Origin of the sequence: Streptomyces sp. NPDC087422 (genome assembly GCF_044744145.1) — a bacterium.
Taxonomy (GTDB): Bacteria; Actinomycetota; Actinomycetes; order Streptomycetales; family Streptomycetaceae; genus Actinacidiphila.
On the sequence record NZ_JBIUXT010000012.1, the window covers coordinates 33,417 to 56,981 of the forward strand.

The window sequence follows — 23,565 nt, forward strand, 5'->3', positions numbered from 1 at the left end:
GTGACCATGCGCCAGTACGCCAAGCTCCCGGCATTCGCCCTCGCCGGAGCCCTCGCCCTCACCACACTCACCGCCTGTGCCAACGACGCCGCGTCCGGCTCCGGCTCCGGCTCGGATTCCACCGGGGACGCGGGCTCCACGGCCCCGGCGGCCAAGAACGCCGAGAAGGTCAAGATCATGGTCGGCGGCCTGGACAAGGTCATCTACATGCCCGCCATGCTCACTCAGAGACTCGGCTTCTTCCAGGCCGAGGGCCTCGACGTGACGCTGCTGAGCGAACCGGCCGGTGTGCAGGCCACCACGGCGCTGGTCTCCGGTGACGTGCAGGGCGCCGTCGGCTTCTACGACCACACCCTCGACCTCCAGACCAAGAACAAGATGATCGAGTCCGTCGTGCAGTTCGCACAGGCCCCCGGTGAGGTCGAGGTGGTCTCCACCAAGGCCGCGGGCGACATCACCTCCGCCAAGGACTTCAAGGGCAAGAAGCTCGGTGTGACCGGTCTCGGCTCGTCCACCGACTTCCTCACCAAGTACCTCGCGGTGCACAACGGCCTCAAGGTCAGCGACTTCACGCCCGTCACCGTCGGCGCTGGCCAGACCTTCATCGCCGCCCTCCAACAGGGCTCCATCCAGGCCGGTATGACCACCGACCCGACCGTCGCGCAGATCCTCGACAAGGGCATCGGCAAGGTGCTGTACGACATGCGCACGCCCGAGGGCTCGCGGGAGGCGCTCGGCGGCCTCTACCCGTCCTCCAGCCTCTACATGAACACCGACTGGGTGAACGGCCACAAGGAGACCGTGCAGAAGCTGGCCAACGCCTTCGTGAAGACCCTCAAGTGGATGTCCACGCACACCCCCGAGGAGATCGCCGCGAAGATGCCCTCCGACTACGCGCAGGGCGGCGCCAAGCTGTACGCCGACTCCATCAAGGCCACGCTGCCGATGTTCACCACCGACGGCGTGATGCCCCCCGACGGCCCGGCCACCGTGGAGGCGGTCCTGAAGTCCTTCAACCCGAACCTCAAGGGCAAGAAGGTCGACCTGGAGAAGACCTACACCACGGAGTTCGTCAAGAACGTCAAGTAACGCCCGGTCATGTAGCGCCTGCTCACATAACGCCTGCTCATGTACCGCCTGCTCACATAACGCCTGCTCACGCAGCGCCTCGCCATGAGCGCCCGGCGAAGAGCCCTACGACGCGCGGCCCCCGGCCACCCGCTCGATCCCCGTGACCTCCATCCGGGCGGGTGTGCCGAGGGCCGCGCCGCAGCTCTCCGGGCGCGGCGGCAGCGACGCGACCTGCGCCACCGTCACCTCCCAGACCCGCCCGTCGACGTGCGCCACCCGCACCGCCCAGGCGCCGTCGCCGTCGCCCGAAGGCGCCGGGTCCGTACGCTCCACGGCCTCCACGACCACGGCCGCCGTACGGTCCTCACCGGTCAGCTCCCGTACGGCCAGATCGGCCGCCTGTCCGGGACGGTCCCACGCCGAGCGGCCCCGGCAGCCGTCCAGGACCATTCGCCCGGAGCGCGCCGCCTCCAGTACGTCCTTCGCGTGGTGCGCGTCCACCCGGCCGTACGTGTAGCCGTAGGGCAGGACGAGCATGGTCGGCGCGAAACGGTGTCCGCCGAGGTGGGTGACCTCCCAGACCTCGCTGCCGCCCGAGGCGGTCAGCTCCGCGGCGAGCGGCCGGCCGCGCACAGCGCAGCAGCGGTCCCGCTTGCCGTTGGTGCACACCAGGGCGAGGGGCGCGCCGTCGTACGCGTCGCCGAATCCGTTGTGCGCGCCCGCGCCCAGCGCGGTGAAGTCCAGCGCGGTCAGCTCCGCCGGGTCGGCGACCTCGGCGGTACGGACCCAGGAGGCGCCCGGCGCGGTGTGCGCGAGGTAGACCCGGTGCCGACGCGGAAGGTGCAGGTCGGCGTGTCTGCCGGGGCGGCGGATCAGGGCGACGCGGGTGCCGGTGCCGTCGGCGAGCCGTTCCAGTTGGCGGCCGGTCGCCGGGTCCAGCCGGCTCGCCCCCAGCGCCTTCGCCCCCCACGGGCCCGGCTGCTCGATCAGCAGCCACGTCCGTGCGGTGGCCGCGGTGGCGGCCACCGGTTCGGCGAGGGACGCCGAGGCGCTGGTGCAGGTGCTCACCCGGCTGAGCCTATTGCCTCCCGGCGGCCCCCGATTCCCGGGGCGCGGCGGCCCCCGCCACCGCGCCCGTATCCAGCGACCCGTACGACAGCCTGTACGACCGGCCGTACGACACCCTGTGCGACGAGCCGCACGCGCCCGTACGACCGGCCCGCGTACGGCCCGGCGCTACACCGGTCCCGCCACCACCGCGACCGGCTTGACCAGCGGCACACCCGAGCCGTCGCGGCGCGGGTCCTTCGGCGGCAGCTCGGCGGGCGTGCCGGTGGGCGTGGCGGCGCGGGCGGGCGCGGGACCCGCCCAGGCCAGCGCGAGACCGACCTCACCGCGCAGGAACCGCTGGCAGCGCACACCGCCGGTGGCGCGCCCCTTGCGCGGATACTGCTCGAACGGCGTCAGCTTCGCGGTGCCCTCGGTCGTGTCGTCCAGCGTGCCCTCGGCGCGCGCGACGGTGAACACCACCGCGTCCACGGCGGGATCGACGGCGGTGAAGGAGATCACCTTGGCGCCGTCGGCGAGCTTGACGCCCGCCATGCCGCCCGCGGGCCGCCCCTGCGGGCGTACCTGCGCGGCCGGGTAGCGCAGCAGTTGCGCGTCGTCGGTGATGAAGACCAGGTCCTCCTCACCGGTGCGCAGCTCCATCGCGCCGACCACCCGGTCACCGTCCTTGAGGCCGATGACCTCCAAGTCGTCCTTGTTCGACGGGTAGTCGGGCACGACGCGCTTGACGACGCCCTGTTCGGTGCCGAGCGCGAGGCCGGGCGAGGACTCGTCGAGCGTGGTCAGGCACAGCACCCGCTCGCCGTCCTCCAGGGTGAGGAACTCCGACAGCGCGGCGCCGCCCGCCAGCGACGGCGCCCCGGCCGTGTCCGGCAGCATCGGCAGGTCGATCACGGTCAGCCGCAGCAGCCGCCCGGCGGACGTCACCGCGCCGATGTCGGCGCGCGCCGTGGTCGGCACCGCCGAGACGATCACATCGTGCTTGGCGCGCTTGGCACCGCCGTCGCTGAAGTCCTCGCCGTTGGTCGTACGGGCCAGCAGCCCGGTCGAGGAGAGCAGCACACGGCACGGGTCGTCGGCCACTTCGAGCGGCACCGAGGACAGCGGCGCGCCCGCCGACTCCAGCAGGACCGTACGGCGCTCGGTGCCGTACTGCTTGGCGACCGCGGCCAGTTCGGCCGAGACCAGCTTGCGCAGCTCCGCGTCCGAGTCGAGGATCCGGGTCAGCTCGGCGATCTCCGCGTTCAGCCGGTCGCGCTCGGACTCCAGCTCGATCCGGTCGAAGCGGGTGAGGCGGCGCAGCGGGGTGTCCAGGATGTACTGCGTCTGGATCTCGGAGAGCCCGAAGCGCTCCATCAGGCTTTCCTTGGCCGCCGACGAGTTGTCGCTGGCCCGGATGATCGCGATGACCTCGTCGATGTCGATGAGGGCCACCAGCAGACCGTCCACCAGGTGCAGCCGGTCGCGGCGCTTGGTGCGGCGGAATTCGCTGCGGCGGCGGACGACCTCGAAGCGGTGGTCGACGTACACCTGGAGCAGTTCGCGCAGGCCCAGGGTGAGCGGCTGCCCGTCCACCAGGCACACGTTGTTGATGCCGAAGGAGTCCTCCATCGGCGTCAGCTTGTAGAGCTGCTCCAGGACGGCCTCGGGGTTGAAGCCGTTCTTGATCTCGATGACCAGCCGCAGGCCGTGCTCGCGGTCGGTGAGGTCCTTGACGTCCGCGATGCCCTGGAGCTTCTTCGCGTTGACCATGTCCTTGATCTTCGCGATCACCTTCTCCGGGCCGACCGTGAAGGGCAGTTCGGTGACGACCAGGCCCTTGCGGCGCGGCGTCACGTCGTCCACCGCGACCGTCGCGCGGATCTTGAAGGTGCCCCGGCCCGACTCGTACGCGTCCCGGATGCCCGTCAGTCCGATGATCCGGCCGCCGGTCGGCAGGTCGGGGCCGGGCACGAAGCGCATCAGCGTGTCGAGGTCGGCGTTCGGGTGCCTGATGAGGTGGCGTGCGGCGGCGATGACCTCGCCCAGATTGTGCGGCGGCATGTTGGTGGCCATGCCGACGGCGATCCCGGAGGCGCCGTTGACCAGCAGGTTGGGATACGCCGACGGCAGGACCGCGGGCTCCTGCTCCTGGCCGTCGTAGTTGGGGGCGAAGTCGACGGTGTCCTCGTCGATCGACTCCACCATGAGCTGGGCCGGGCCGGACATCCGGGCCTCGGTGTAACGCATCGCCGCGGGCAGGTCGTCCAGCGAGCCGAAGTTGCCGTGTCCGTCGACCAGCGGGAGCCGCTGCGAGAACGGCTGGGCCATCCGCACCATGGCGTCGTAGATCGACGCGTCCCCGTGCGGGTGAAGCTTGCCCATCACCTCGCCGACCACGCGGGCACACTTGACGAAGCCGCGGTCGGGCCGCAGCCCCATCTCGTTCATCTGGTAGACGATGCGGCGGTGTACCGGCTTCATCCCGTCACGGGCGTCGGGAAGCGCCCGCGAGTAGATCACCGAGTAGGCGTACTCGAGGTAGGAGGCCTGCATCTCGTCCACGACGTCGATGTCGAGGATGCGCTCCTCGAAATCGTCGGGCGGCGGGGTCTTCGCGGTGCGGCGGGCCATCTCGGCGGCTGCTCCTTCATCTGGACGGGCGGACAGGCGATCGGTCGGGCGGTCGGGCGGTGGCCGGTCGGACGATCGGACGGGCGATCAGCCGAACGGTCGGACGATCAGTCGAGCGATCAGTCGAGCGATCAGTCGAGCGATCAGTCGAGCGGTCGGACGGGCACAAGGCTCGGGTGGGACGCCGACCATTGTGGACCGCACTACCGACATCGCGGACCACCACCCGGTACGAGCGTGCCGTGGACGGCACGTTCACCCACGACGCGGCGGACACGTTCACCCACGGCGTGACCGGGAACTTCGCGGACGGTCGGCTCCCTTGCCTAGAGTGGCAGCACTCTACGCAGTCACGCAGCAGCGACCGGAAGGACAGCTTGCCCATGGGTCACACGGCCACGCCGGAGGCACACTCCAGCGGCCTGACAGCCACCGAGCACCGCCTGGCGAACGGCCTGCGGGTGGTGCTCTCCGAGGACCACCTCACTCCGGTCGCGGCCGTCTGCCTCTGGTACGACGTCGGTTCCCGCCACGAGGTCAAGGGCCGTACCGGCCTCGCCCACCTCTTCGAGCACCTGATGTTCCAGGGCTCTGCCAGCGTCAAGGGCAACGGGCACTTCGAACTGGTGCAGGGCGCGGGCGGCTCGCTGAACGGCACCACCAGCTTCGAGCGCACCAATTACTTCGAGACCATGCCCGCCCACCAGGTCGAACTGGCCCTGTGGCTGGAGGCCGACCGGATGGGCAGCCTGCTCACCGCGCTCGACCTGGAGAGCCTGGACAACCAGCGCGACGTGGTGAAGAACGAGCGCCGCCAGCGGTACGACAACGTCCCCTACGGCACGGCCTTCGAGCGGCTGACCGCGCTGGCCTACCCCGAGGGACACCCGTACCACCACACGCCGATCGGCTCGATGGCCGACCTGGACGCGGCGTCGCTGGAGGACGCGCAGGCGTTCTTCCGTACGTACTACGCGCCCGGCAACGCGGTGCTGGCCGTGGTCGGCGACATCGACCCCGAGCAGACGCTGGCGTGGGTCGAGAAGTACTTCGGCAGTATCCCGGCCCACGACGGCAAGCCCGCACCGCGCGACGGCTCGCTGCCCGAGGTGATGGGCGGCCAGCTCCGCGAGGTGATCGAGGAGGACGTGCCCTCGCGCGCGCTGATGGCGGCCTACCGGCTGCCGGAGGACGGCACCGCCGACGGCGACGCGGCCGACCTGGCGCTGACCATGCTCGGCGGCGGCGAGTCGTCCCGGCTGCACAACCGGCTGGTACGGCGCGACCGCAGCGCCGTCGCCGCGGGCTTCGGCCTGCTGCGCCTCGCGGGCGCGCCGTCGCTCGGCTGGCTGGACATCAAGGCGTCCAGCGGGGTCGAACTGAGCACCATCGAGGCCGCGGTGGACGAGGAGCTGGCCCGCTTCGCCCAGGAGGGCCCCAGCCCCGAGGAGATGGAGCGCGCCCAGGCGCAGATCGAGCGGGAGTGGCTCGACCGGCTCGCCACCGTGGGCGGCCGGGCCGACGAACTGTGCCGTTACGCGGTGCTGTTCGGCGACCCGCAGCTCGCCCTCACCGCCGTCCAGCGGGTGCTGGCCGTCACCCCCGAGCAGGTGCGGGCCGTGGCCGCCGCGCGGCTGCGCCCCGACAACCGCGCGGTCCTCGTCTACGAGCCCACCGGCGGCGACGCGGCGGAGGACGCCACCGACGACGCCACTGACGAAGCGACCGACGAAGCCACCGAGCAGGAGGGCGAGCTGTGAGCGAGACCGCGGCCGTCATGACGTTCCACCCGCAGCCGCAGGCCGGGGAGCCCCGGCCGTGGGCGTTCCCCGCCCCCGACCGCGGCACCCTGGGCAACGGGCTGACGGTGCTGACCAGCCACCGCCCGGGACAGCAGGTCGTCGCCGTCGAGGTGCTGCTCGACGCGCCGCTGGACGCCGAGCCCGAGGGTCTGGACGGCGTCGGCACCATCATGGCCAGGGCGCTGTCGGAGGGCACGGAGCAGCACACCGCCGAGGAGTTCGCGGCCGAGCTGGAGCGCTGCGGCGCCACGCTGGACGCGCACGCCGACCACCCCGGTGTGCGGGTCTCCCTCGAAGTGCCCGCCTCCCGGCTCGACAAGGCGCTCGCCCTGCTCGCGGAGGCGCTGCTGACCCCGGCCTTCCCCGAGGACGAGATCAAGCGGCTGGTCGCCAACCGGCTCGACGAGATCCCGCACGAGCTGGCCAACCCCGCCCGCAGGGCCGCGATGGCGCTGTCCAAGGAGCTGTTCGCACCGGAGCTGCGCTGCTCCCGGCCGCGCCAGGGCACCGAGGAGACCGTCCGCAGGATCGACGCGGCGGCCGTACGCGCCTTCTACCGGGCCCACGTCCGCCCGTCCACCGCGACCGCCGTGGTGGTCGGCGACCTCACCGGCATCGACCTGCCGCGGCTGCTCGACGACACCCTGGGCGGCTGGAGCGGCTCGGCCGCCAAGCCCCGCCCGCGCCCGGCGATCACCTCGGACGACACCGCGCGCGTGGTCATCGTGGACCGGCCGGGCGCGGTGCAGACCCAGCTCCTCATCGGCCGTACCGGCGCCGACCGGCACGACCCGGTGTGGGCGGCCCGCGTGATCGGCACCTACTGCCTGGGCGGCACCCTGACCTCCCGCCTGGACCGCGTGCTGCGCGAGGAGAAGGGCTACACCTACGGCGTACGCGCCTTCGGACAGGTGCTGCTCGGCTCCGCCGACGGTACGGGCGCCGCGCTGCTGGGCATCAGCGGCTCGGTGGCCACCGAGGTCACCGGGCCCGCGCTCGCCGACACCTGGCAGGTCATCAGGACGCTCGGCGAGGGCGGCCTGACCGACGAGGAGCGGGACGTCGCCGTACAGAATCTGGTCGGTGTGGCGCCGCTGCGCTACGAGACGTCGGCGGCCGTCGCGGCCACGCTGACCGATCAGGTCGAGCAGCAGCTCCCGGACGACTACCAGGCCGAGCTCTACGCGCGGCTGGCGGCCACGGGCACGGTGGAGGCGACCGCCGCGGTCGTCAACGCCTTCCCGCTCGACCGGCTCGTGGTGGTCCTGGTCGGGGACGCGTCCGTCATCGCCGGGCCGGTGGGCGAGTTGGGCATCGGACCGGTGAACATCATCACGTAGTACCGGACGGTCGGACCCGCGTCACGCGGGTCACGCGCCACCCGGCGCGAGCGGTCGGCACCGCTCGCGCCACCCGTCCCCGGAACCCCGGCAGCCCCCTGCGGCGCCGGGGTTCCGGGCGTTTTCGACCGCCGCGCGGGCGTTTTGGAGCGCCGCGCGGGAGTTGGGGAGGGCTTGCGGGGGAGTGTCAGCGAAGTGTGGCGTACGCAACAAATCAGCTGATCTGTTTGGCGGATGGGCGAAACCGCGGTTAGCGTCTTCGCTCGTTGCCCGTCAGCAGCAGCCGCGTCCGGCGGCACGCGGGCACACATCGCCGAGTCCCCGTCAGGGGAGCCGGGGACCCAGCCCTCTCACGAGGGAGCAGTCCCTGGGGTGAATCGGGACCGACCGCCGAGCGGCGGCCGGACCCGTAGGAGACCTTCCTGCTCCGAACCCGTCAGCTAACCCGGTAGGCGAGAAGGAAGGAAAGGAGCGACGCCTCTTCATGGCGTTCACCGTTCTGCCCGCGCCCAGCGGGAAGCACCGCCGTCCCCGTCGCGGCGCCGCACGCACCGTCCGCGGTGGCGGCACGCTCGCCGGAGTCGCGGTGCTCACCGCGACCGGAGCGTTCGGGGCCACCTCGATGACCGCCACGGCCCACGCCGAGAGTGCGCACGACGCCGTCGCGAACACCGTCTTCGCCCGTACCGCCGATGTGACCGGCTCGCTCGCCGACTCCCTGGCCGCGCAGGCGGAGGCCCAGCGCAAGGCCGCCGAGGCCGCGAAGGCCACGGCGGAGGCCGACCGCAAGCAGGCCGAGGCCGCCGCCCGCGCCAAGGCGGCCAAGGCCAAGGCCGACGCGGCAGCCGCGAAGGCCAAGGCGGAGGCCGCGGCCAAGGTCCGGGCCGCCCGCGAGGCCAAGGCCCGCGCCGACCGCGCCGCCGCCGAGCGCAAGCGCCTCGGCTCCTTCGTCCTGCCGGTCGACAGCTCCTACGTCTCCACCGCCTACCACTCCTCCAGCGGCCTGTGGTCCTCCGGCTACCACACCGGCATCGACTTCCACGCGGCCAGCGGCACCACCGTGCACGCGGTCGGCTCCGGCACCGTGGTCGAGGCCGGCTGGGGCGGCTCGTACGGCAACAACATCGTGATCCGGATGTCCGACGGGATGTACACCCAGTACGGCCACCTGTCCTCGATCCAGGTCTCGGTCGGCCAGAGCGTCACGCCCGGCCAGCAGATCGCCCTGTCCGGCGCGACCGGCAACGTCACCGGGCCCCACCTGCACTTCGAGGCCCGTACCGGACCCGACTACGGCTCCGACGTCGACCCCATCGCCTACCTGCGCAAGCACGGCGTCTCGGTCTGACCCCAGGACCCCGCAGGGGTTCCGCCACCGCCCCCTGGAACCACCGCACCACCCCCCTCAGCACGAAGGCCCCGGCTCCCCCCGCCGGGGCCTTCGTCCGTCCCGTACCCGTCCCGTACCCGTCCCGCATCGGTCCCGTACCCGTCCCGCATCGGTCCCGCGCGCCAAAAGAAGTCCCATATTCGGGACTGTGATCGGAATCCCTGGTGTGCTGGAATAGGGTTACCGCAGAATGTGCGGAAAGAATGGGGTCCTGCGATGCGGAATCGGATGTGAACGGGACGGACGGCACGGGGCGGCGTATCTCCGCCCAGGTGGTGTGTACGGCCATCCGCGACGACATTGTCAGCGGTTTCTTCCCGCCGGGCGGCCGGCTGACGGAGGAACTGCTCGCGCAGCGGTACGGGGTGTCGCGCGTGCCGGTCCGCGAGGCGCTGCGCACCTTGGAGTCCGAGGGCTTCGTCCGCACCCGCAGGCACGCCGGCGCTTCGGTGGCCGAGCCCACCGAGCAGGAGGCGGCCGACCTTCTGGAACTGCGCGGCCTGTTGGAGCCGCTGGGCGCCGCGCGCGCCGCCCAGCGCCGTACCGACGCGCATCTGAAGGTGCTGCGCGGGCTCGTACGCCTAGGTCAGGAGCGCGCGGTCCAGGGCCAGTTGTCCGACCTGCCGTCGCTCGGCGGCTGGTTCCACGAGACGCTGGCGCAGGCGTCGGGCAGTCCCACGCTGGCCGCGCTGCTCACGCAGCTGCGCCACAAGATCGCCTGGGTGTACGGCGACGACGTGCCCACCCGCGCGGTGGAGTCGTGGGAGGAGCACGCGGCGCTCGTGGACGCGGTGGCGCGCGGTGACGCCGAGCGGGCCCGCAAACTGGCCGCGGGGCACGTGGAGCGGAGCGCCGCGGTGAGGATTCTGAAACATCCCGTAAACGCGGTGCGCCGCCGCCATTAACAATCGCACCGTATACAAGTGCGTAGAATTGCGGCACCCGTAAATGCAATAAAGCGGGGCCGGTGCAATCCGGGTGGATTGTCCGGCCCCGCTGAATTCCGCTGTCCGGTGGCGGGACAAAGATCCCCGGACGTGTTCCGGCCACGCGAAGGGCGCTTCGCGCGGCAGGGCGCACCGCCCGAAGGCCCGGTCGCGCGAAAGCGCGGCCGGGGAGGGCGGGCGCGCCCCGCCGCGTCTCAGACGGTCTCGGGAAGCTCTTCCAGGCCCTCGGCGACGAGCTTCGCCAGCCGGTCGAGCGCGGCGTCGGCGCCGTCGGCCTCCGAGGCGAGCACGATCTCCTCGCCGCCCTGCGCGCCGAGGCTGAGCACCGCCAGCATGGACGCGGCGTTGACCGGGCCGCCGTCGGCCTTCGCGATCGTCACGGGGACGCCCGCGGCCATGGCCGCGCGGACGAAGATGGACGCGGGACGGGCGTGCAGGCCCTCCGCCCAGCCGACGTTGACACGGCGCTCAACCATGGTGCTGCCCTTCGGGTCGTTCCAGTTGTCTAGACCAGTTTCGCACGGCCGGAGCGCTGCTCCGGCACGTCGGCACGATCGCGGCCCCCACCAGACTGCCCCCTGCGCGTCGGCTCCGCGAGTGTGACGCGCCCGCCGGGCCACCCGCTTACGCTGGGGCCATGAGCGAGCAGACGGCGCATCCGTACCCCGTCCACTGGGAGGCGGACGTCGTACTGCGGGACGGCGGGATCGCCCACATCCGGCCGATCGGGCCCGACGACGCGGGACGGCTCGTCGACTTCTACGAGCAGGTCTCCGACGAGTCGAAGTACTACCGCTTCTTCGCGCCCTACCCCCGGCTGTCCGACCGGGACGTGCACCGCTTCACGCACCACGACTACAACGACCGCGTCGGCCTGGCCGCCACCGTCGGCGGCGACTTCATCGCCACCGTCCGCTACGACCGCACCGACGACGCGGGCCGGGCCGTCTCCGCCGACAAGGGCACCACCGGCACCCGCGCCGAGGTCGCCTTCCTCGTCCAGGACGCGCACCAGGGCCGCGGCGTCGCCTCCGCGCTGCTCGAACACATCGCCGCCGTCGCCCGCGAGCGCGGCATCCTGCACTTCACCGCCGAAGTCCTGCCCACCAACCGCAAGATGGTCAAGGTCTTCACCGACGCGGGCTTCACCCAGCAGCGCAGCTTCACCGACGGCGTCGTCCACCTCGAACTCGACCTGGAACCCACCGAGCAGTCCGTCCAGGTGATGCGGGCCCGCGAACACCGCGCCGAGGCCCGCTCCGTCCAGCGGCTGCTGCGCCCCGGCTCGGTCGCCGTCGTCGGCACCGGCCGCAGGCCGGGCGGCGTCGGCCGTACGCTGCTGCGCAACATCGTCGCGGGCGGCTTCACCGGCCACGTCTACGCCGTCAACCGCTCCTTCCCCGACGGCGGAACCGACATCGACGGCGTGCCCGGCCACCGCTCCGTCCTCGGCATCGGCGCGCCCGTCGACCTCGCCGTGATCGCCGTGCCCGCCGACCGGGTCCCCGAGGCCGTCGCCGACTGCGGCGCCGCGGGCGTCCAGGGCCTGGTGGTGGTCGCCGCCGGATACTCCGAAACCGGCGAAGAAGGCAGGGCGCGCCAGCGCGAGCTGGTCCGGCAGGCCAGGAGCCACGGCATGCGGGTGATCGGCCCGAACGCCTTCGGCGTCCTCAACACCGCCGCCGGGGTCCGGCTCAACGCCTCCCTGTCGCCCGAGATGCCGCGCAGCGGACGCCTCGGCCTGTTCACCCAGTCCGGCTCGATCGGCATCGCCCTGCTCTCCGGACTGCACCGCCGCGGCGCGGGCCCCTCCTCCTTCGTCTCCGCGGGCAACCGCGCCGACGTCTCGGGCAACGACCTCCTCCAGTACTGGCAGGACGACCCCGACACCGACGCCGTCCTGATGTACCTCGAATCCTTCGGCAACCCGCGGAAGTTCACCCGGCTCGCCCGCCGCACCGCCGCCGCCAAACCGGTGGTCGTCGTCAAGGGCGCCCTGCACTCCGGCTCCGTCCCGGCAGGACACGCCGTGCCCGCCACCCGCATCCCCGACTCCACCGTCTCCGCGCTCTTCCGGCAGGCCGGGGTGATCCGCGTGGACACCGTCACCGAACTGCTGGACGCCGGACTCTTCCTGGCCCTCCAGCCGCTGCCCGCGGGCGACCGGATCGCCGTCCTCGGCAACTCCGAATCGCTCGGCCTGCTCACCTACGACGCCGCGCTCACCGCGGGACTGCGGCCCGCCGCGCCCCTCGACCTCACCACCGCGGCCACCCCCGACGACTTCGCCGCCGCCCTCGGCGCCGCGCTCGCCGACCCCGGCAGCGACGCCGTCGTCGTCACCGCGATCCCGCGCGTCGGCTCCGAGGACGCCCCCGACCCCGAGTCCGGCGACGACCCGGCGCTCGCCGAGGCGCTGCGCCGTACGACCGCCGCCGCGGGCGGCGGCAAGCCGGTGGTGGTCGCCCACCTCGCCCTGGAGACCCTGGCCGACCGGCTCGGCGCGCCCGGCGACGAGGCCGCCTCCCGTATCCCCGCCTACTCCGCGCCCGACCGGGCCGTGCGCGCGCTCGCCGAGGCCGCCGGCTACGCGGCCTGGCGCGCCGGATCGGCGGACCCGGGCCGCATCCCGCAGTTCGACGACATCCAGGAGGCCGCGGCGGCCGACGACGTACGCCGCCTGCTGCCGCCCGGCGAGGCGCCCGAGGGCGGGATCGCGCTCGGCGACGCGGACACCGCGACGCTGCTCGGCCGGTACGGCATCCAGGTGCGCGGCGCGCTGCCCGCTCCCGACGCCGACACCGCCGTGGCCGCCGCCGCCCGGCTCGGCTACCCGGTCGCCCTCAAGACCACCGCCCCCCACCTGCGGCACCGCGCCGACCTCGGCGGCGTACGCCTGGACCTGGCGGACGAGGGCGACCTGCGGCGCGCCTACGACGAGCTGACCGCGCGGCTGGGCACCCCGCGGGAGCTGCTGCCCGTCGTGCAGGCGATGGCGCCGCGCGGGGTGGACACGGTGGTACGGGCGGGCGTCGACCCCGCCGCGGGCGCCGTGCTGTCCTTCGGCCTGGCGGGCGCGCCCTCGGAGCTGCTCGGCGACACCGCCCACCGGCTCGTCCCCGCCACCGACCGGGATGCGGCCGAACTGGTCCGCTCCATCAAGGCCGCGCCGCTGCTGTTCGGCTGGCGCGGCGCCGAGCCGGTCGACACCGACGCGCTGGAGGAGCTGCTGCTGCGCGTGTCGCTGCTGACCGCCGACCTCCCGGAGGTCGTCGCGGTCGACCTGGAACCGGTGGTGGTCTCCTCGCGCGGCCTGACCGTCCTCGGCGCGTCCGTCCGCCTGGCCAGGCCGCCCGCCCGCACCGATCTCGGGCCGCGGGCGCTGTCCTCGTTCTGACCCGGCGCCCGCTCCCGCGCCCGCCCGCACGCCGGGTCGCGCTCCGAGCACGTCGCGGTCGTACCTGGCCCTTAGGATGGTCGGCATGGCGAAGACCGGTACTACGACTCAGGGCCTGCGCACGGCCATCGAGCGCAGCGGCTACTACCCCACCCTCGTGGCCGAGGCCGTCGAGGCGGCGGTGGGACGCGAGCCGGTCTCCTCCTACCTGGTCCACCAGGAGACCAGCTTCGACGCCAACGAGGTCCGTCGTCATGTGACCGTGCTGGTGCTCACCGACAGCCGCTTCATCGTCAGCCACACCGACGAGCAGGCCGCCGACGACACCTCGCCGACGCCGTACGCCACCACGTCCACCGAATCGGTGAAGATCGGCCGGATCTCCTCGGTCGTGGTCAGCCGGGTGGTCGCGAACCCGGAGTCGTACACGCCCGGCACGCTGCCCCGCGAAGTGGTGCTCACCATCGGCTGGGGCGCGGTCTCGCGGCTCGACCTGGAGCCCGCCGCCTGCGGCGACCCCAACTGCGAGGCCGACCACGGCTACACCGGCTCCTCGACCGCCGACGACCTGTCGCTGCGGGTCAGCGAGGCGGGCGACGGCCCGGACACCGTCCGCCAGACCCTGGCCTTCGCGCAGGCGCTCTCCGAGGCGACAGCGGCCACTGACTGATGGTCCAGCCGCTGCACGGCGGGTACGGTTCCGCGCCGCTCGATCCGCGTACCGCTCCCGTACCCGACTACGGCACCGGCGCGCTCTGTGACGTCATCCCGGCCGCCGTCGCCGGATTCGCCGTCCCCGGCATGCCGGCCACCGGCCTGGAACTGGCGCCCGCCGACCGGGTCTGCGTCTTCCTCGTGGACGGCCTCGGCTGGGAGCTGATCCTCGCCCACCCCGACGAGGCGCCGTACCTCACCTCGCTGCTGCCGACCTCGCGCGGCGGCACCGGCCGCCCGCTGACCGCCGGATTCCCGGCGACGACCGCGACCTCGCTCGGCTCGGTCGGCACCGGGCTGCCGCCGTCCGCGCACGGCCTGGCGGGCTACACCACGCTCAATCCGGCCACCGGCGAGCTGATGAACCAGCTGCGCTGGCAGCCCTGGACCGCCCCGCACGTCTGGCAGCCGCACCCCACCGTCTTCCAGCTCGCCGACGCCGCCGGGATCGCCACCTGCCAGGTCTCCTCGCCGACCTTCGTCAACACCCCGCTGACCAAGGTCGCGCTGTCCGGCGGCACCTTCCACGGGCGCCTCACCGGCGAGGAGCGGATGGACCTGGCCGCCGACCGGCTCGGCGCCGCCGACCGCACGCTGGTCTACACGTACTACAGCGAGCTGGACGGCATGGGGCACCGGCACGGCGTCGACTCCGACGCCTGGCGCGGCCAGCTCATGATGGTCGACCGGCTGGCGCAGCGGCTCGCCGAGCAACTGCCGCCGCGCAGCGCCCTGTACGTCACCGCCGACCACGGCATGATCGACATCCCCTTCGACGAGCGGTCCCGGATCGACTTCGACGAGGACTGGGAACTGCGCGCCGGGGTCGCGGTGCTCGGCGGCGAGGCCCGCGCCCGGCACGTCTACGCGGTGCCCGGCGCCGCCGCCGACGTGCACGCGGTGTGGAGCGAGGTCCTCGGCGAGCAGATGTGGGTGGCGACCAGGGCCGAGGCGATCGAGGCGGGCTGGTTCGGACCGCCGCCCGACGAGCGGGTGTTCGGCCGGATCGGCGACGTCGTGGCCGTCGCCCGCGACGACATCGCGGTCGTCGCCCACCGCACGGAATCGGGGGAGTCGAAGATGGTCGGCCTGCACGGCTCGATGGCCGCCGCCGAGCAGCTCGTACCGCTGCTCGAAGTACGCTCCTGAGGCCCGCCCGCCCCCGCGCTCTCCCGCCCCGCGCTTTCCCGCCCCCGCGCTTTCCCGCCCCCGCGCTTTCCCGCCCCCCATCGAAAGGCCGTCGTCCTTCCCATGCCCGAGCTGGTCTTCTTCTCCGGAACGATGGACTGCGGCAAAAGCACCCTCGCCCTCCAGATCGTCCACAACCGCACCGCTCGCGGCCTCCAGTCGGTGATCTTCACCAGGGACGACCGCGCGGGCGAGGGCAAGCTCTCCTCGCGGCTCGGCCTGGTCACCGACGCCGTCGAGGTCGCGGACGGCATGGACCTGTACGGCCACGTGGTCGGCGTGCTCAGCCGCGGCGGCCGGGTGGACTACGTGATCGTGGACGAGGCGCAGTTCCTCGCGCCCGAGCAGATCGACCAGTTGGCGCGGGTGGTCGACGAACTCGACCTGGACGTCCACGCGTTCGGCATCACCACCGACTTCCGCACCCGGCTCTTCCCCGGCTCGCAGCGGCTGATCGAACTCGCCGACCGGGTCGAGGCCCTTCAGGTCGAGGCGCTGTGCTGGTGCGGCGAGCGCGCCACCCACAACGCCCGTACGGTCGACGGCGTGATGGTCGTCGAGGGCGCGCAGGTGGTGATCGGCGACGTCGACCGGTCCGGCGAGGTCGGCTACGAGGTGCTGTGCCGCCGTCACCACCGCCGCCGGATGACCAGCGCGACCGCGGGCGCGGGCACGCTCTCGCCCGACGTGCTGCCGGTCACCCACTCCTGACCGCGGCGGTCACCCGCTCACGACGACGGGCCCGGCCGGCCGCACGACGGCGGTCGACCGGGCCCGCCCGCCGGTCAGTTGACGCCGACCGGACCGAAACGCGCCACGACCGTACGGTCCCCGGTCACCGGCACGGTGACCGTCGGCCCGCTGTCGGGCAGTTGGGCGCCGTCGAGCGTCCAGCCCAGCAGTTGGAAGCCGGCCGCCGGTACGGCCGTCACGGTCGCGGTGTCGCCGCGCTCGAAGCGGCCCGGCTCCGTCTGGTTCCCGCCGACGGTGACCTTCCCGCCGCTCGCGGGCTCGGCCGTGGCGGTCACCGACTGCTGCACCATGTTGATCGCCATGATGCCCAGCAGCTTCGCGGGACCGGTGGACGTCGCGCCGTTGTAGCGCAGCACGTTGACCGCCGTGACGTCGGCCGAGGCGCCCGCCTTCACGGTGTAACCGCCGTCGCCGAGGTTGTCCGTGCCCAGGTTGAAGGCGCGGACGTCACCGGAGGTGACCACCAGACCGTTGTGCATGCCGTAGCCGAAGACGTCCGAGACCGTCAGGCCGCGGGCGCCGTCGACACGCACCAGGTCGGTGTTCTTGCGGGTGAACCCGTCGATGGTCTGCGCGAACAGATCGCTGCCGAGGCCCCAGCCGGGAATGCCGAAGCCGGTGCGGTTCACCGCGTTGCCGTTGCTGAGCACACCGTCGACCAGACCGCCGCGGCCCGCGCGCGCCGTGACGCCCCGGTTGAGGAAGACCCCGGTCACCTTGTGCACCACGAAGCCGTCGTTGCCCTCGTCCACGGCGTTCCACGCGTTGGTCAGACCGACGTCGACCACATACGTGCCGCGGCCGGTGCCCCGGATGTCGTACGGGTAGGGGACGTAGCCGGTCGCGGGGTTGTTCTCCGGGTGGAAGACCCGCAGACCGCGCACGCCCGAGCCGTTTCCGGCGAGCGTGACGAAGGCGGCGTCGGTGTCGGCGTTCGCGGTGTTCCGGCCCGCGTAGGCGAACAGCACGGTGCCGCCGCTGGCGCCGTCCTCGTCGCGGTTCGGCGAGGACGAGGCGCCCCGCAGTTCGACCCCGGCCGGTACCCGCAGCCGGCCCTCGACCCGGTACCAGCCCGCGGGCAGGTACACGGTGCCGCCGCCCCGCGCGCCCGCCCGGTCCAGCAGCCGCTGGATGCCCGCGGTGGCGTCGGCGGCGGGCTGATAGCCCACCCCGTGCGGGACGGCGCCCGCCGCGTACAGGGCGTGCCCGCGAGGCGCGGGCAGGTCGGGTGCGGCGGCCCGGACCGGTACGGGACCGGGCATCGTCACGACCGTGCCGGAGGTCGCGCCGTCCAGCGCCGTACCGGTGACCTTCACAAATCCCTTGGTGGCGTTGCGGATCGACGCGACGCTGCCCTGGAGCGTGCCCCCGGCCACCGTCATTCCCCAACGGGTGTCGATGTCGTCCACCTGGAGGGCCACATCGGTGCGCACCACCCGGGTCTGCTGGAACGCGCCGACGAAAGCCGCCCGTTGGCCCTTCACGACCTGGATGCCGGTGCGGTAGTCGGACAGCGAGATCCGGGAGAACTGGTCCCACTCCAGGTCACCGAGGACGAGTCCCGTGCCGTTGGCCCGCGTCCACCGGTCGAGCGCCGACCGCGCGGGCGGGTCGTACGCCGAAGGCGCGTGCGCCCAGTAGGAGTTGGAGAAGGTGATGTCGCTCCAGGTGCCGACGTCCGAGCCGTTGTAACCGGTGGCCCCGGTGAACAGCACCGTCCCCTTGATGTCGGCGAGCGTCGCCGACTCGTGCACCTGGCCCTGCACCGCGGGCCTGCCGCGGTCGTCGGTCTTCGTGGAGACCCCGACACCCTTGTACGAGTTGAGCATCGTGACGTGCGCGACCGTGCTCATCATGAAATTCGCGTCGCTCTGCCAGGCCGAACCCGGAATCTCGAAGGTGTTGTTGTACGGCACCGGGTGGGCCGCGTTCTGCCGCGGGTAGTAGGTGGTCAGGCCCTGGACGGAGGCGCTGCCGCCGACCCGGAAGAGCACCGGCCCGTCGGCACCCGGCGGCAGGTCGGCGCGGATCACCGTGCCGTAGCCGCCGGACCCGCGGTCCGGGTCGCGCCGGTCGCCGATCAGCGAGCAGAAGGCCGGGACCTCCACGGTGGTGGTGAGGCGGTAGGTGCCCGCGCCCAGCCACACCGTGCCGCCGCCCGCGTCCTGGCAGTCGTAGAGCGCGGACTGCACGGCGGCGGTCGCGTCCCTCTTCCCCGAGGTGTCGGCGCCGTAGTCGCGGATGTCGAAGTCGGCGACGACCGGAGCGCCGGTCGAGTAGCGGGTGGTGACCAGCTTCGGGTGCGGTGTGACCACCCGCTGGTCGCGGACCTCGAGGACGGCGAGACCCACCTTGGTCTGGCCCGCGCTGTACCCGTGGATCGCCAGCCGGACGTACCGGGCGGTCGTCGGAGCGAAGGCGGTGGTGAACACCGAGCCGCCGACGGCCCCGGTGCGGCCCACGTCCGTGAAACGCGTCCCGTCCGCGGACACCTGGACGGTGTAGTCGGAGGAGAAGGCGCCGGTCCAGCCGGCCTTGACCTGGTTGAAGCGCTTGGCCGCGCCCAGGTCCACGGTGAAGGTCTCGCCCGTCCCGCCGTCCCCGCTGACCCAGGCGCTGCCGCCGTTCCCGTCGATCGCCGCGGCCGGGGCGGACCCGGCGGCGGTGGACGAGGCGGTGGCGGTGCCCAGGTGCGCCAGGTCGGTGTTCACGGCGGCGGCGTGGAAGACGTCGAGCGCGGCGGCCAGCGCGTGGAAGGCGGTACGCGCCTGCTCGTCGGTGACGCCGGTGCCGTTCGCGACCGCGCGGGCCGCGTCGGCGGCCTGCTGGAGCGCGGCCTTCGCGCCGACCGGGTACTGCCCGTCGCGGGTGCCCTCGCGGGCCGCGAGGTAGGCCAGATCGGCCTGCGCCACAAGCTGCTTGAGGCCGGTCGTCGGGTCGAGCACGCGCGGCAGCGCGGTCACCGAGACGCGGGCGACCTTCAGTTCGGCCGGGCTGCCGCCGGTGGTGATGCGGAAGTCCGAGCCGTTGGAGCGGTTGGTGAGGATCGCGTCGTCCAGCAGGAAGGTGTGGGTCTTCCAGGTCCCCGAGTCGCCGTAGGTGAAGACCGGCGAGTTCTTGAACATCTCCGGGATCGTGTCGCCGGGGGAGTCGTACTGGAGCTGGATCGCTCCGTTGCCCCGGTCGAGGTAGTCGACGGTGACCGCGACCGGGTCGCGGTTGTCGTACAGCGCGGTGTCGTCCACGTTCATGTAGAAGAAGCCGGTCTCGGCGCCCGGGTGGCTCTGGTCGGTGCCCCAGTAGCCGCGGCCCGCCTCCGTGCCGGTCACCAGGTGCGTGTCGTTGTCGCCCGCCCGCGGCGAGATGCCGTGCGCGTCGACCGCGGTGCCGAGGTCCACGGACTGGCCCGCGGCGACCCTCACCGACGCCACCGTCACGTCGGCGGGCGCCCCGTCCTTCGTCCCCGACAGCCGCAGCTCACGGCCTGCCTCCGTCCCGAAGTCCGCCGGTACGGTGAAGGCTTCCGTCGTCCATCCGGCCGCTCCGGTGAGCGGCACGCTGCCGACGAGGTCGCTCGCGCCGCGCGTCAGCCGAAGCGTCGTCCCGTCGGGCGCGTCGTCGTACGTCACCGCCACGGTGACCTGGCCGGCGCCGCCGACGGTGTCGGTCCACTCCCGGTCCAGCGCCAGCTTGATGTAGTCCGTGCCGGCCGCCACATCGGTCTGCCAGTACGGCTTTCCGTTCTTCTCACCGGTGCGCAGGCCGTCGGCGGAGTCGCCCGCGCTCGCGGTCAGGCCCAGCGTGACCGGTTTCGGGCCGAGGTCGGCGCCGACGCCCAGCGGATACAGCGCCGCCGCGGCGGCCCGCGACGACGGAGGGAGCAGCAGGGCCGCGAGCAGCAGCAGTGCTAACGCGGCGGGGGGCCGCAGCCATCGTGCGAGGGTGGGTCTCATGTGGCTTCTCCTACGGAGGGTTGGTTTCCAGGGGGAAGGGCGGTACGCCAGGTCTTGAGGGGCGCGGGGAACGGTGCGATCAGCCACGACGGGCCTGCGGGGGCAACCGGCCCGCGTCGGGCGGACACTAAGGACGCGCCAGGCGGAGCGTCAGGATCTGGAACGGGCGCAGGTCCAGCGGGAAGGAGCCGTCCCCGGCCCGGGGGAGGGGAGCGGTGGGGCTCTCCAGGAGGTCGGTGACGTGCGCCGCGGCGACGGGGAAGCCGGTGTGCAGCGCCCCGCGCGCGCCGCCGCCGCGCGACTCGTAGAGCCGGACGACCACGTCGCCGCCGCGGTCGTCGGCGAGTTTCACCGTCTCCACGACGATGTCGGGGTTGTCGACGGTGACGAACGACGGCCCGGCGGCGGCCCCGCCGGTCGACGCCGAACTGCCCGGCCGCAGCGGCAGGTTGAAGGAGTAGCCGGAGGCGACGGCGTCGCCGACCCCGGCGCCGACCACCAGGCCGTAGGCGAAGGAGTGCCGCCCCCGGTCGGCCTGCGGGTCGGGGCTGTGCGGCGCGCGCAGCAGCGACAGCCGCAGCGTGGTGGTCGTACCGCCGTCGTCGCGGGTCAGGCGCGAGACGTCGTGGCCGTAGGTGGAGTCGTTGACGACGGCGGCTCCCCAGCCGTGCTCGCCCACGTGCACCCAGCGGTGCGCCCAGAGTTCGAAGCGGGCGGCGTCCCAGCTCGTGTTCTCGTGGGTGGGGCGCTGGACGTGCCCGAACTGGATCTCGGCGCTCTCGCGCTCCGCGTGCACGTTCAGCGGCCACGCGGCCTTGAGGAGGGTGTCCCGCTCCTGCCAGTCGATGTCGGTCCGGACGGTCAACCGGGCGCTTCCGGCAGTGAGTTGCAGGTCCTGCACGAGGTGCGAGCCGCCGAAGGAGCGCGTGACGCGCACCGACGCGAGCAGCGGCCCGGCCTCGGTGACCTCGACGGCGTCGGCGGCGGTGAGGTCGCGGACGGTGTCCCGGTAGTAGCCGTCGATGTTCCAGGCGCTCCACCGGTTGGGGTCGTCCGGGTGGAGTTGCAGCAGATTGCCCGCCGCGCCGGGGGCGATCGCCTCGCGTCCGGCGCGCAGGTCGTACGCGGACCGCACGAGGCCGTCGGTGTCGATCCGTATCCGCAGCACCCCGTTGTCGAGGGTGATCCCGGTGGTGTCCTCGGTGACCGAGACCGGGGGCAGCGCGGAGCGCACGGCCTGGCCGGTGCCGAAGGCGGGGGCCTCGACGAGGACGGCGGTACGTCCGTCGGACAGCGGCTGGCCGTCGGCGGCGGGGGTGCCCGCGGGCAGGACGGCCACCTCGCGGCGCGCGTAGGGCCCGGCGTTGTAGAAGGCGGGTCCCGAGTCGACGGGTCCTGAGTCGGCGGGTCCCGAACCGGCGGGTCCTGAGTCGGCGGGTCCCGAACCGGCGGGTCCCGCGCCCGTCCCCGCACCCACCGCGGCCTCGATCACCTCGGCCAACTCGGCCTGCAACTCCCGGTGTACGGCCTCCGCCTCCCGGTGCACCCAGGCGATCGAGGAGCCCGGCAGGATGTCGTGGAACTGGTGCAGCAGCACCCGCCGCCAGATCGATTCCAGCCGCTCGTACGGGTAGGGGGCGCCGCCGCGGACCGTGGCCGCCGCCGACCACAGCTCGGCCTCGCGCAGCAGCGCCTCCGCGCGCCGGTTGCCGCGCTTGGTACGGGCCTGGCTGGTGTAGGTGCCGCGGTGATTCTCCAGGTACAGCTCGCCGCGCCAGACCGGCAACCGCTCGTACTCCTCGCGCGCCTCGTCGAAGAAGGCCGAGGGGTCGCCGACCTCCACGCGGGTGGAGCCCTCCAGGTCGCGCAGCCGCCGCGCCTTCTCCAGCATCTCGCGGGTCGGCCCGCCGCCGCCGTCGCCGAAGCCGAAGGGGGCGAGCGAGCGGGTGGCGGCGCCCTTGTCGGCGAAGTTGTGCTCGGCGTGGGCCAGTTCGGCGCCGGTCAGGGAGGCGTTGTAGGTGTCGACCGGCGGGAAGTGGGTGAAGATCCGGGTGCCGTCGATGCCCTCCCAGTGGAAGGTGTGGTGCGGCAGCCGGTTGGTCTCGTTCCACGAGAGCTTCTGGGTGAGGAACCAGCGGGCCCCGGCCAGCGCGGCGAGCTGCGGGTACGCGGCGGTGTAGCCGAAGGAGTCGGGCAGCCACACGCCGTCCTGCGGGATGCCGAACTCCTCGGCGAAGAACCGCCGCCCGTAGACGAGTTGGCGGGCCAGCGCCTCCCCGCCGGGCAGATTGCCGTCCGCCTCCACCCACATGCCGCCGACCGGCGCCCAATTGCCGTCGGACACCGCCTTCTTGATCCGCTCGAAGATCTCGGGGCGGCGCTCCTTCATCCACGCGTACTGCTGCGCGGAGGAGCAGGCGAAGACCAGCTCCGGGTACTCCTGGGCCAGCGTCGTCATATTGGTGAAGGTCCGGGCGCACTTGCGGACCGTCTCGCGGACCGGCCACAGCCACGCCGAGTCGATATGGGCGTGCCCGACCGCGGTGACGGTGTGCGCGGAGGCGTGTGCGGGCCGGGACAGCACGTCCGTCAGCCGGTCGCGGGCGGCCTGCGCGGTGGCCGCGACCGCGCGCACGTCGACCGCGTCGACCGCCCGCTGGAGCGCCCGCAGGATCTCGTGCCGCCGCGAGCCGTCTGTCGGCAGCTCGCGCATCAGCTCGTCCAGCACCTCCATGTCGTGCAGCAGGTGCCACACCGCGTCCTCGCGCACCGCGATCTCGGCGGCGCGCAGCCGGTACAGGTGTTCCTCGCCCGCGGTGTCCCGCGAGCCGTAGTGCGTGCCGACCGCGAGCGCGCCCTCGATCATCGGGTTCGCCGCCAACTCCACCAGCAGCTCGACCGGTTCGCCGCCCGCGGCGGGCTCCGCGAGCAGCACCGAGCGGTGGTGCGGGTGCAGGCCCTGCACGGGTGCGCCCGCCGCGTCGTGGACGAAGCCCTCGGCCTGGCCGCCGGGGCCCTTCGTCGGGTCGAAGCCCAGGTCGAAGACGGCCTCCACCCGGCGGCCCGCCCAGGCCGCCGGTATCCGGCCGGTCGCCCGCAGCCAGGTCGTCGACCACGGACCGCCCCAGGTGTCGCCGATCGCGGCGGGCGCGTACGTCGCGGCCAGCGCGTCGGCCACCGGTACGGGTTCGCCCGGCACCTGCCAGGCGGCGAGATCGAGGGTCAGCGCGTCACTGTAGAGGGCGGGACGGACCACCTGAGCGAGGAATTTGGTGATCCGCTCTTCGACGATGTGCCGGTCGTCATGCACAGTTGCGTTTCCTTCTGCC

General features: G+C 73.0%; 14 protein-coding genes and 1 riboswitch. Of the genes, 9 read left to right on the forward strand and 5 right to left on the reverse strand.

Annotation, left to right across the window (positions count from 1 at the left end):
* Window positions 1-6 precede the first annotated feature (6 nt).
* Window positions 7-1,089: an ABC transporter substrate-binding protein gene (locus ACIO6U_RS29885; protein ID WP_355338375.1), complete on the forward strand. Its 1,083-nt coding sequence runs from the start codon at window positions 7-9 to the stop codon at window positions 1,087-1,089.
* A 105-nt stretch (window positions 1,090-1,194) separates the two neighbouring features.
* On the opposite strand, the gene ACIO6U_RS29890 is transcribed toward ACIO6U_RS29885, so the two are convergent.
* Together ACIO6U_RS29890 and ACIO6U_RS29895 are read right to left on the reverse strand one after the other, a co-directional pair.
* Complete coding sequence (locus tag ACIO6U_RS29890; protein ID WP_401723843.1) at window positions 1,195-2,139, reverse strand: sucrase ferredoxin; 945 nt, start codon at window positions 2,137-2,139, stop codon at window positions 1,195-1,197.
* 168 nt (window positions 2,140-2,307) lie between these two features.
* Window positions 2,308-4,752 carry a DNA topoisomerase IV subunit A gene (locus ACIO6U_RS29895; RefSeq protein ID WP_355338381.1) on the reverse strand — a complete coding sequence of 815 codons (2,445 nt, stop codon included), beginning with the start codon at window positions 4,750-4,752 and terminating at the stop codon, window positions 2,308-2,310.
* A 383-nt stretch (window positions 4,753-5,135) separates the two neighbouring features.
* Here ACIO6U_RS29895 and ACIO6U_RS29900 point away from each other — a divergent pair, with 383 nt between their 5' ends.
* From ACIO6U_RS29900 to ACIO6U_RS29915, 4 genes are all read left to right on the forward strand, one after another.
* Window positions 5,136-6,512, forward strand: a complete 1,377-nt coding sequence (locus ACIO6U_RS29900; RefSeq protein ID WP_401311989.1) for a M16 family metallopeptidase — start codon at window positions 5,136-5,138, stop codon at window positions 6,510-6,512.
* Entirely contained in the window at window positions 6,509-7,894 is a 1,386-nt protein-coding gene (locus ACIO6U_RS29905) for a pitrilysin family protein (protein WP_355338387.1), read from the forward strand. Before ACIO6U_RS29900 ends, ACIO6U_RS29905 begins: the two co-directional genes overlap by 4 nt.
* 301 nt (window positions 7,895-8,195) lie before the next feature.
* A riboswitch (cyclic di-AMP (ydaO/yuaA leader) is annotated at window positions 8,196-8,363 on the forward strand.
* Window positions 8,364-8,378: 15 nt separating this feature from the next.
* Window positions 8,379-9,242 carry a M23 family metallopeptidase gene (locus ACIO6U_RS29910; RefSeq protein WP_355338389.1) on the forward strand — a complete coding sequence of 288 codons (864 nt, stop codon included), beginning with the start codon at window positions 8,379-8,381 and terminating at the stop codon, window positions 9,240-9,242.
* Between the two features lie 245 nt (window positions 9,243-9,487).
* Entirely contained in the window at window positions 9,488-10,189 is a 702-nt protein-coding gene (locus tag ACIO6U_RS29915) for a GntR family transcriptional regulator (protein ID WP_355338392.1), read from the forward strand.
* Window positions 10,190-10,425: 236 nt separating this feature from the next.
* Here the strand turns inward: ACIO6U_RS29915 and ACIO6U_RS29920 are convergent, their stop codons facing one another.
* Window positions 10,426-10,707, reverse strand: coding sequence for an HPr family phosphocarrier protein (locus tag ACIO6U_RS29920; RefSeq protein ID WP_355338395.1), 282 nt, complete (start codon window positions 10,705-10,707; stop codon window positions 10,426-10,428).
* A gap of 161 nt (window positions 10,708-10,868) precedes the next feature.
* Here ACIO6U_RS29920 and ACIO6U_RS29925 point away from each other — a divergent pair, with 161 nt between their 5' ends.
* The 4 genes from ACIO6U_RS29925 (at window position 10,869) to ACIO6U_RS29940 (ending at window position 16,241) form a co-directional block, all read left to right on the forward strand.
* Window positions 10,869-13,628 (forward strand): GNAT family N-acetyltransferase, encoded by a 2,760-nt coding sequence (locus ACIO6U_RS29925; RefSeq protein WP_401723850.1) that lies wholly within the window; start codon window positions 10,869-10,871, stop codon window positions 13,626-13,628.
* 76 nt (window positions 13,629-13,704) lie between these two features.
* A complete protein-coding gene (locus ACIO6U_RS29930) occupies window positions 13,705-14,298 on the forward strand; it encodes a DUF5998 family protein (RefSeq protein WP_188286046.1) in 594 nt (197 codons plus the stop codon).
* A complete protein-coding gene (locus ACIO6U_RS29935; RefSeq protein ID WP_391048945.1) occupies window positions 14,298-15,491 on the forward strand; it encodes an alkaline phosphatase family protein in 1,194 nt (397 codons plus the stop codon). Before ACIO6U_RS29930 ends, ACIO6U_RS29935 begins: the two co-directional genes overlap by 1 nt.
* A gap of 102 nt (window positions 15,492-15,593) precedes the next feature.
* Window positions 15,594-16,241, forward strand: coding sequence for a thymidine kinase (locus ACIO6U_RS29940; RefSeq protein WP_355338403.1), 648 nt, complete (start codon window positions 15,594-15,596; stop codon window positions 16,239-16,241).
* A gap of 74 nt (window positions 16,242-16,315) precedes the next feature.
* On the opposite strand, the gene ACIO6U_RS29945 is transcribed toward ACIO6U_RS29940, so the two are convergent.
* Window positions 16,316-20,236: a discoidin domain-containing protein gene (locus ACIO6U_RS29945; RefSeq protein ID WP_401723855.1), complete on the reverse strand. Its 3,921-nt coding sequence runs from the start codon at window positions 20,234-20,236 to the stop codon at window positions 16,316-16,318.
* A gap of 127 nt (window positions 20,237-20,363) precedes the next feature.
* Entirely contained in the window at window positions 20,364-23,546 is a 3,183-nt protein-coding gene (locus tag ACIO6U_RS29950; RefSeq protein ID WP_401723858.1) for an alpha-mannosidase, read from the reverse strand.
* Window positions 23,547-23,565: the final 19 nt, after the last annotated feature.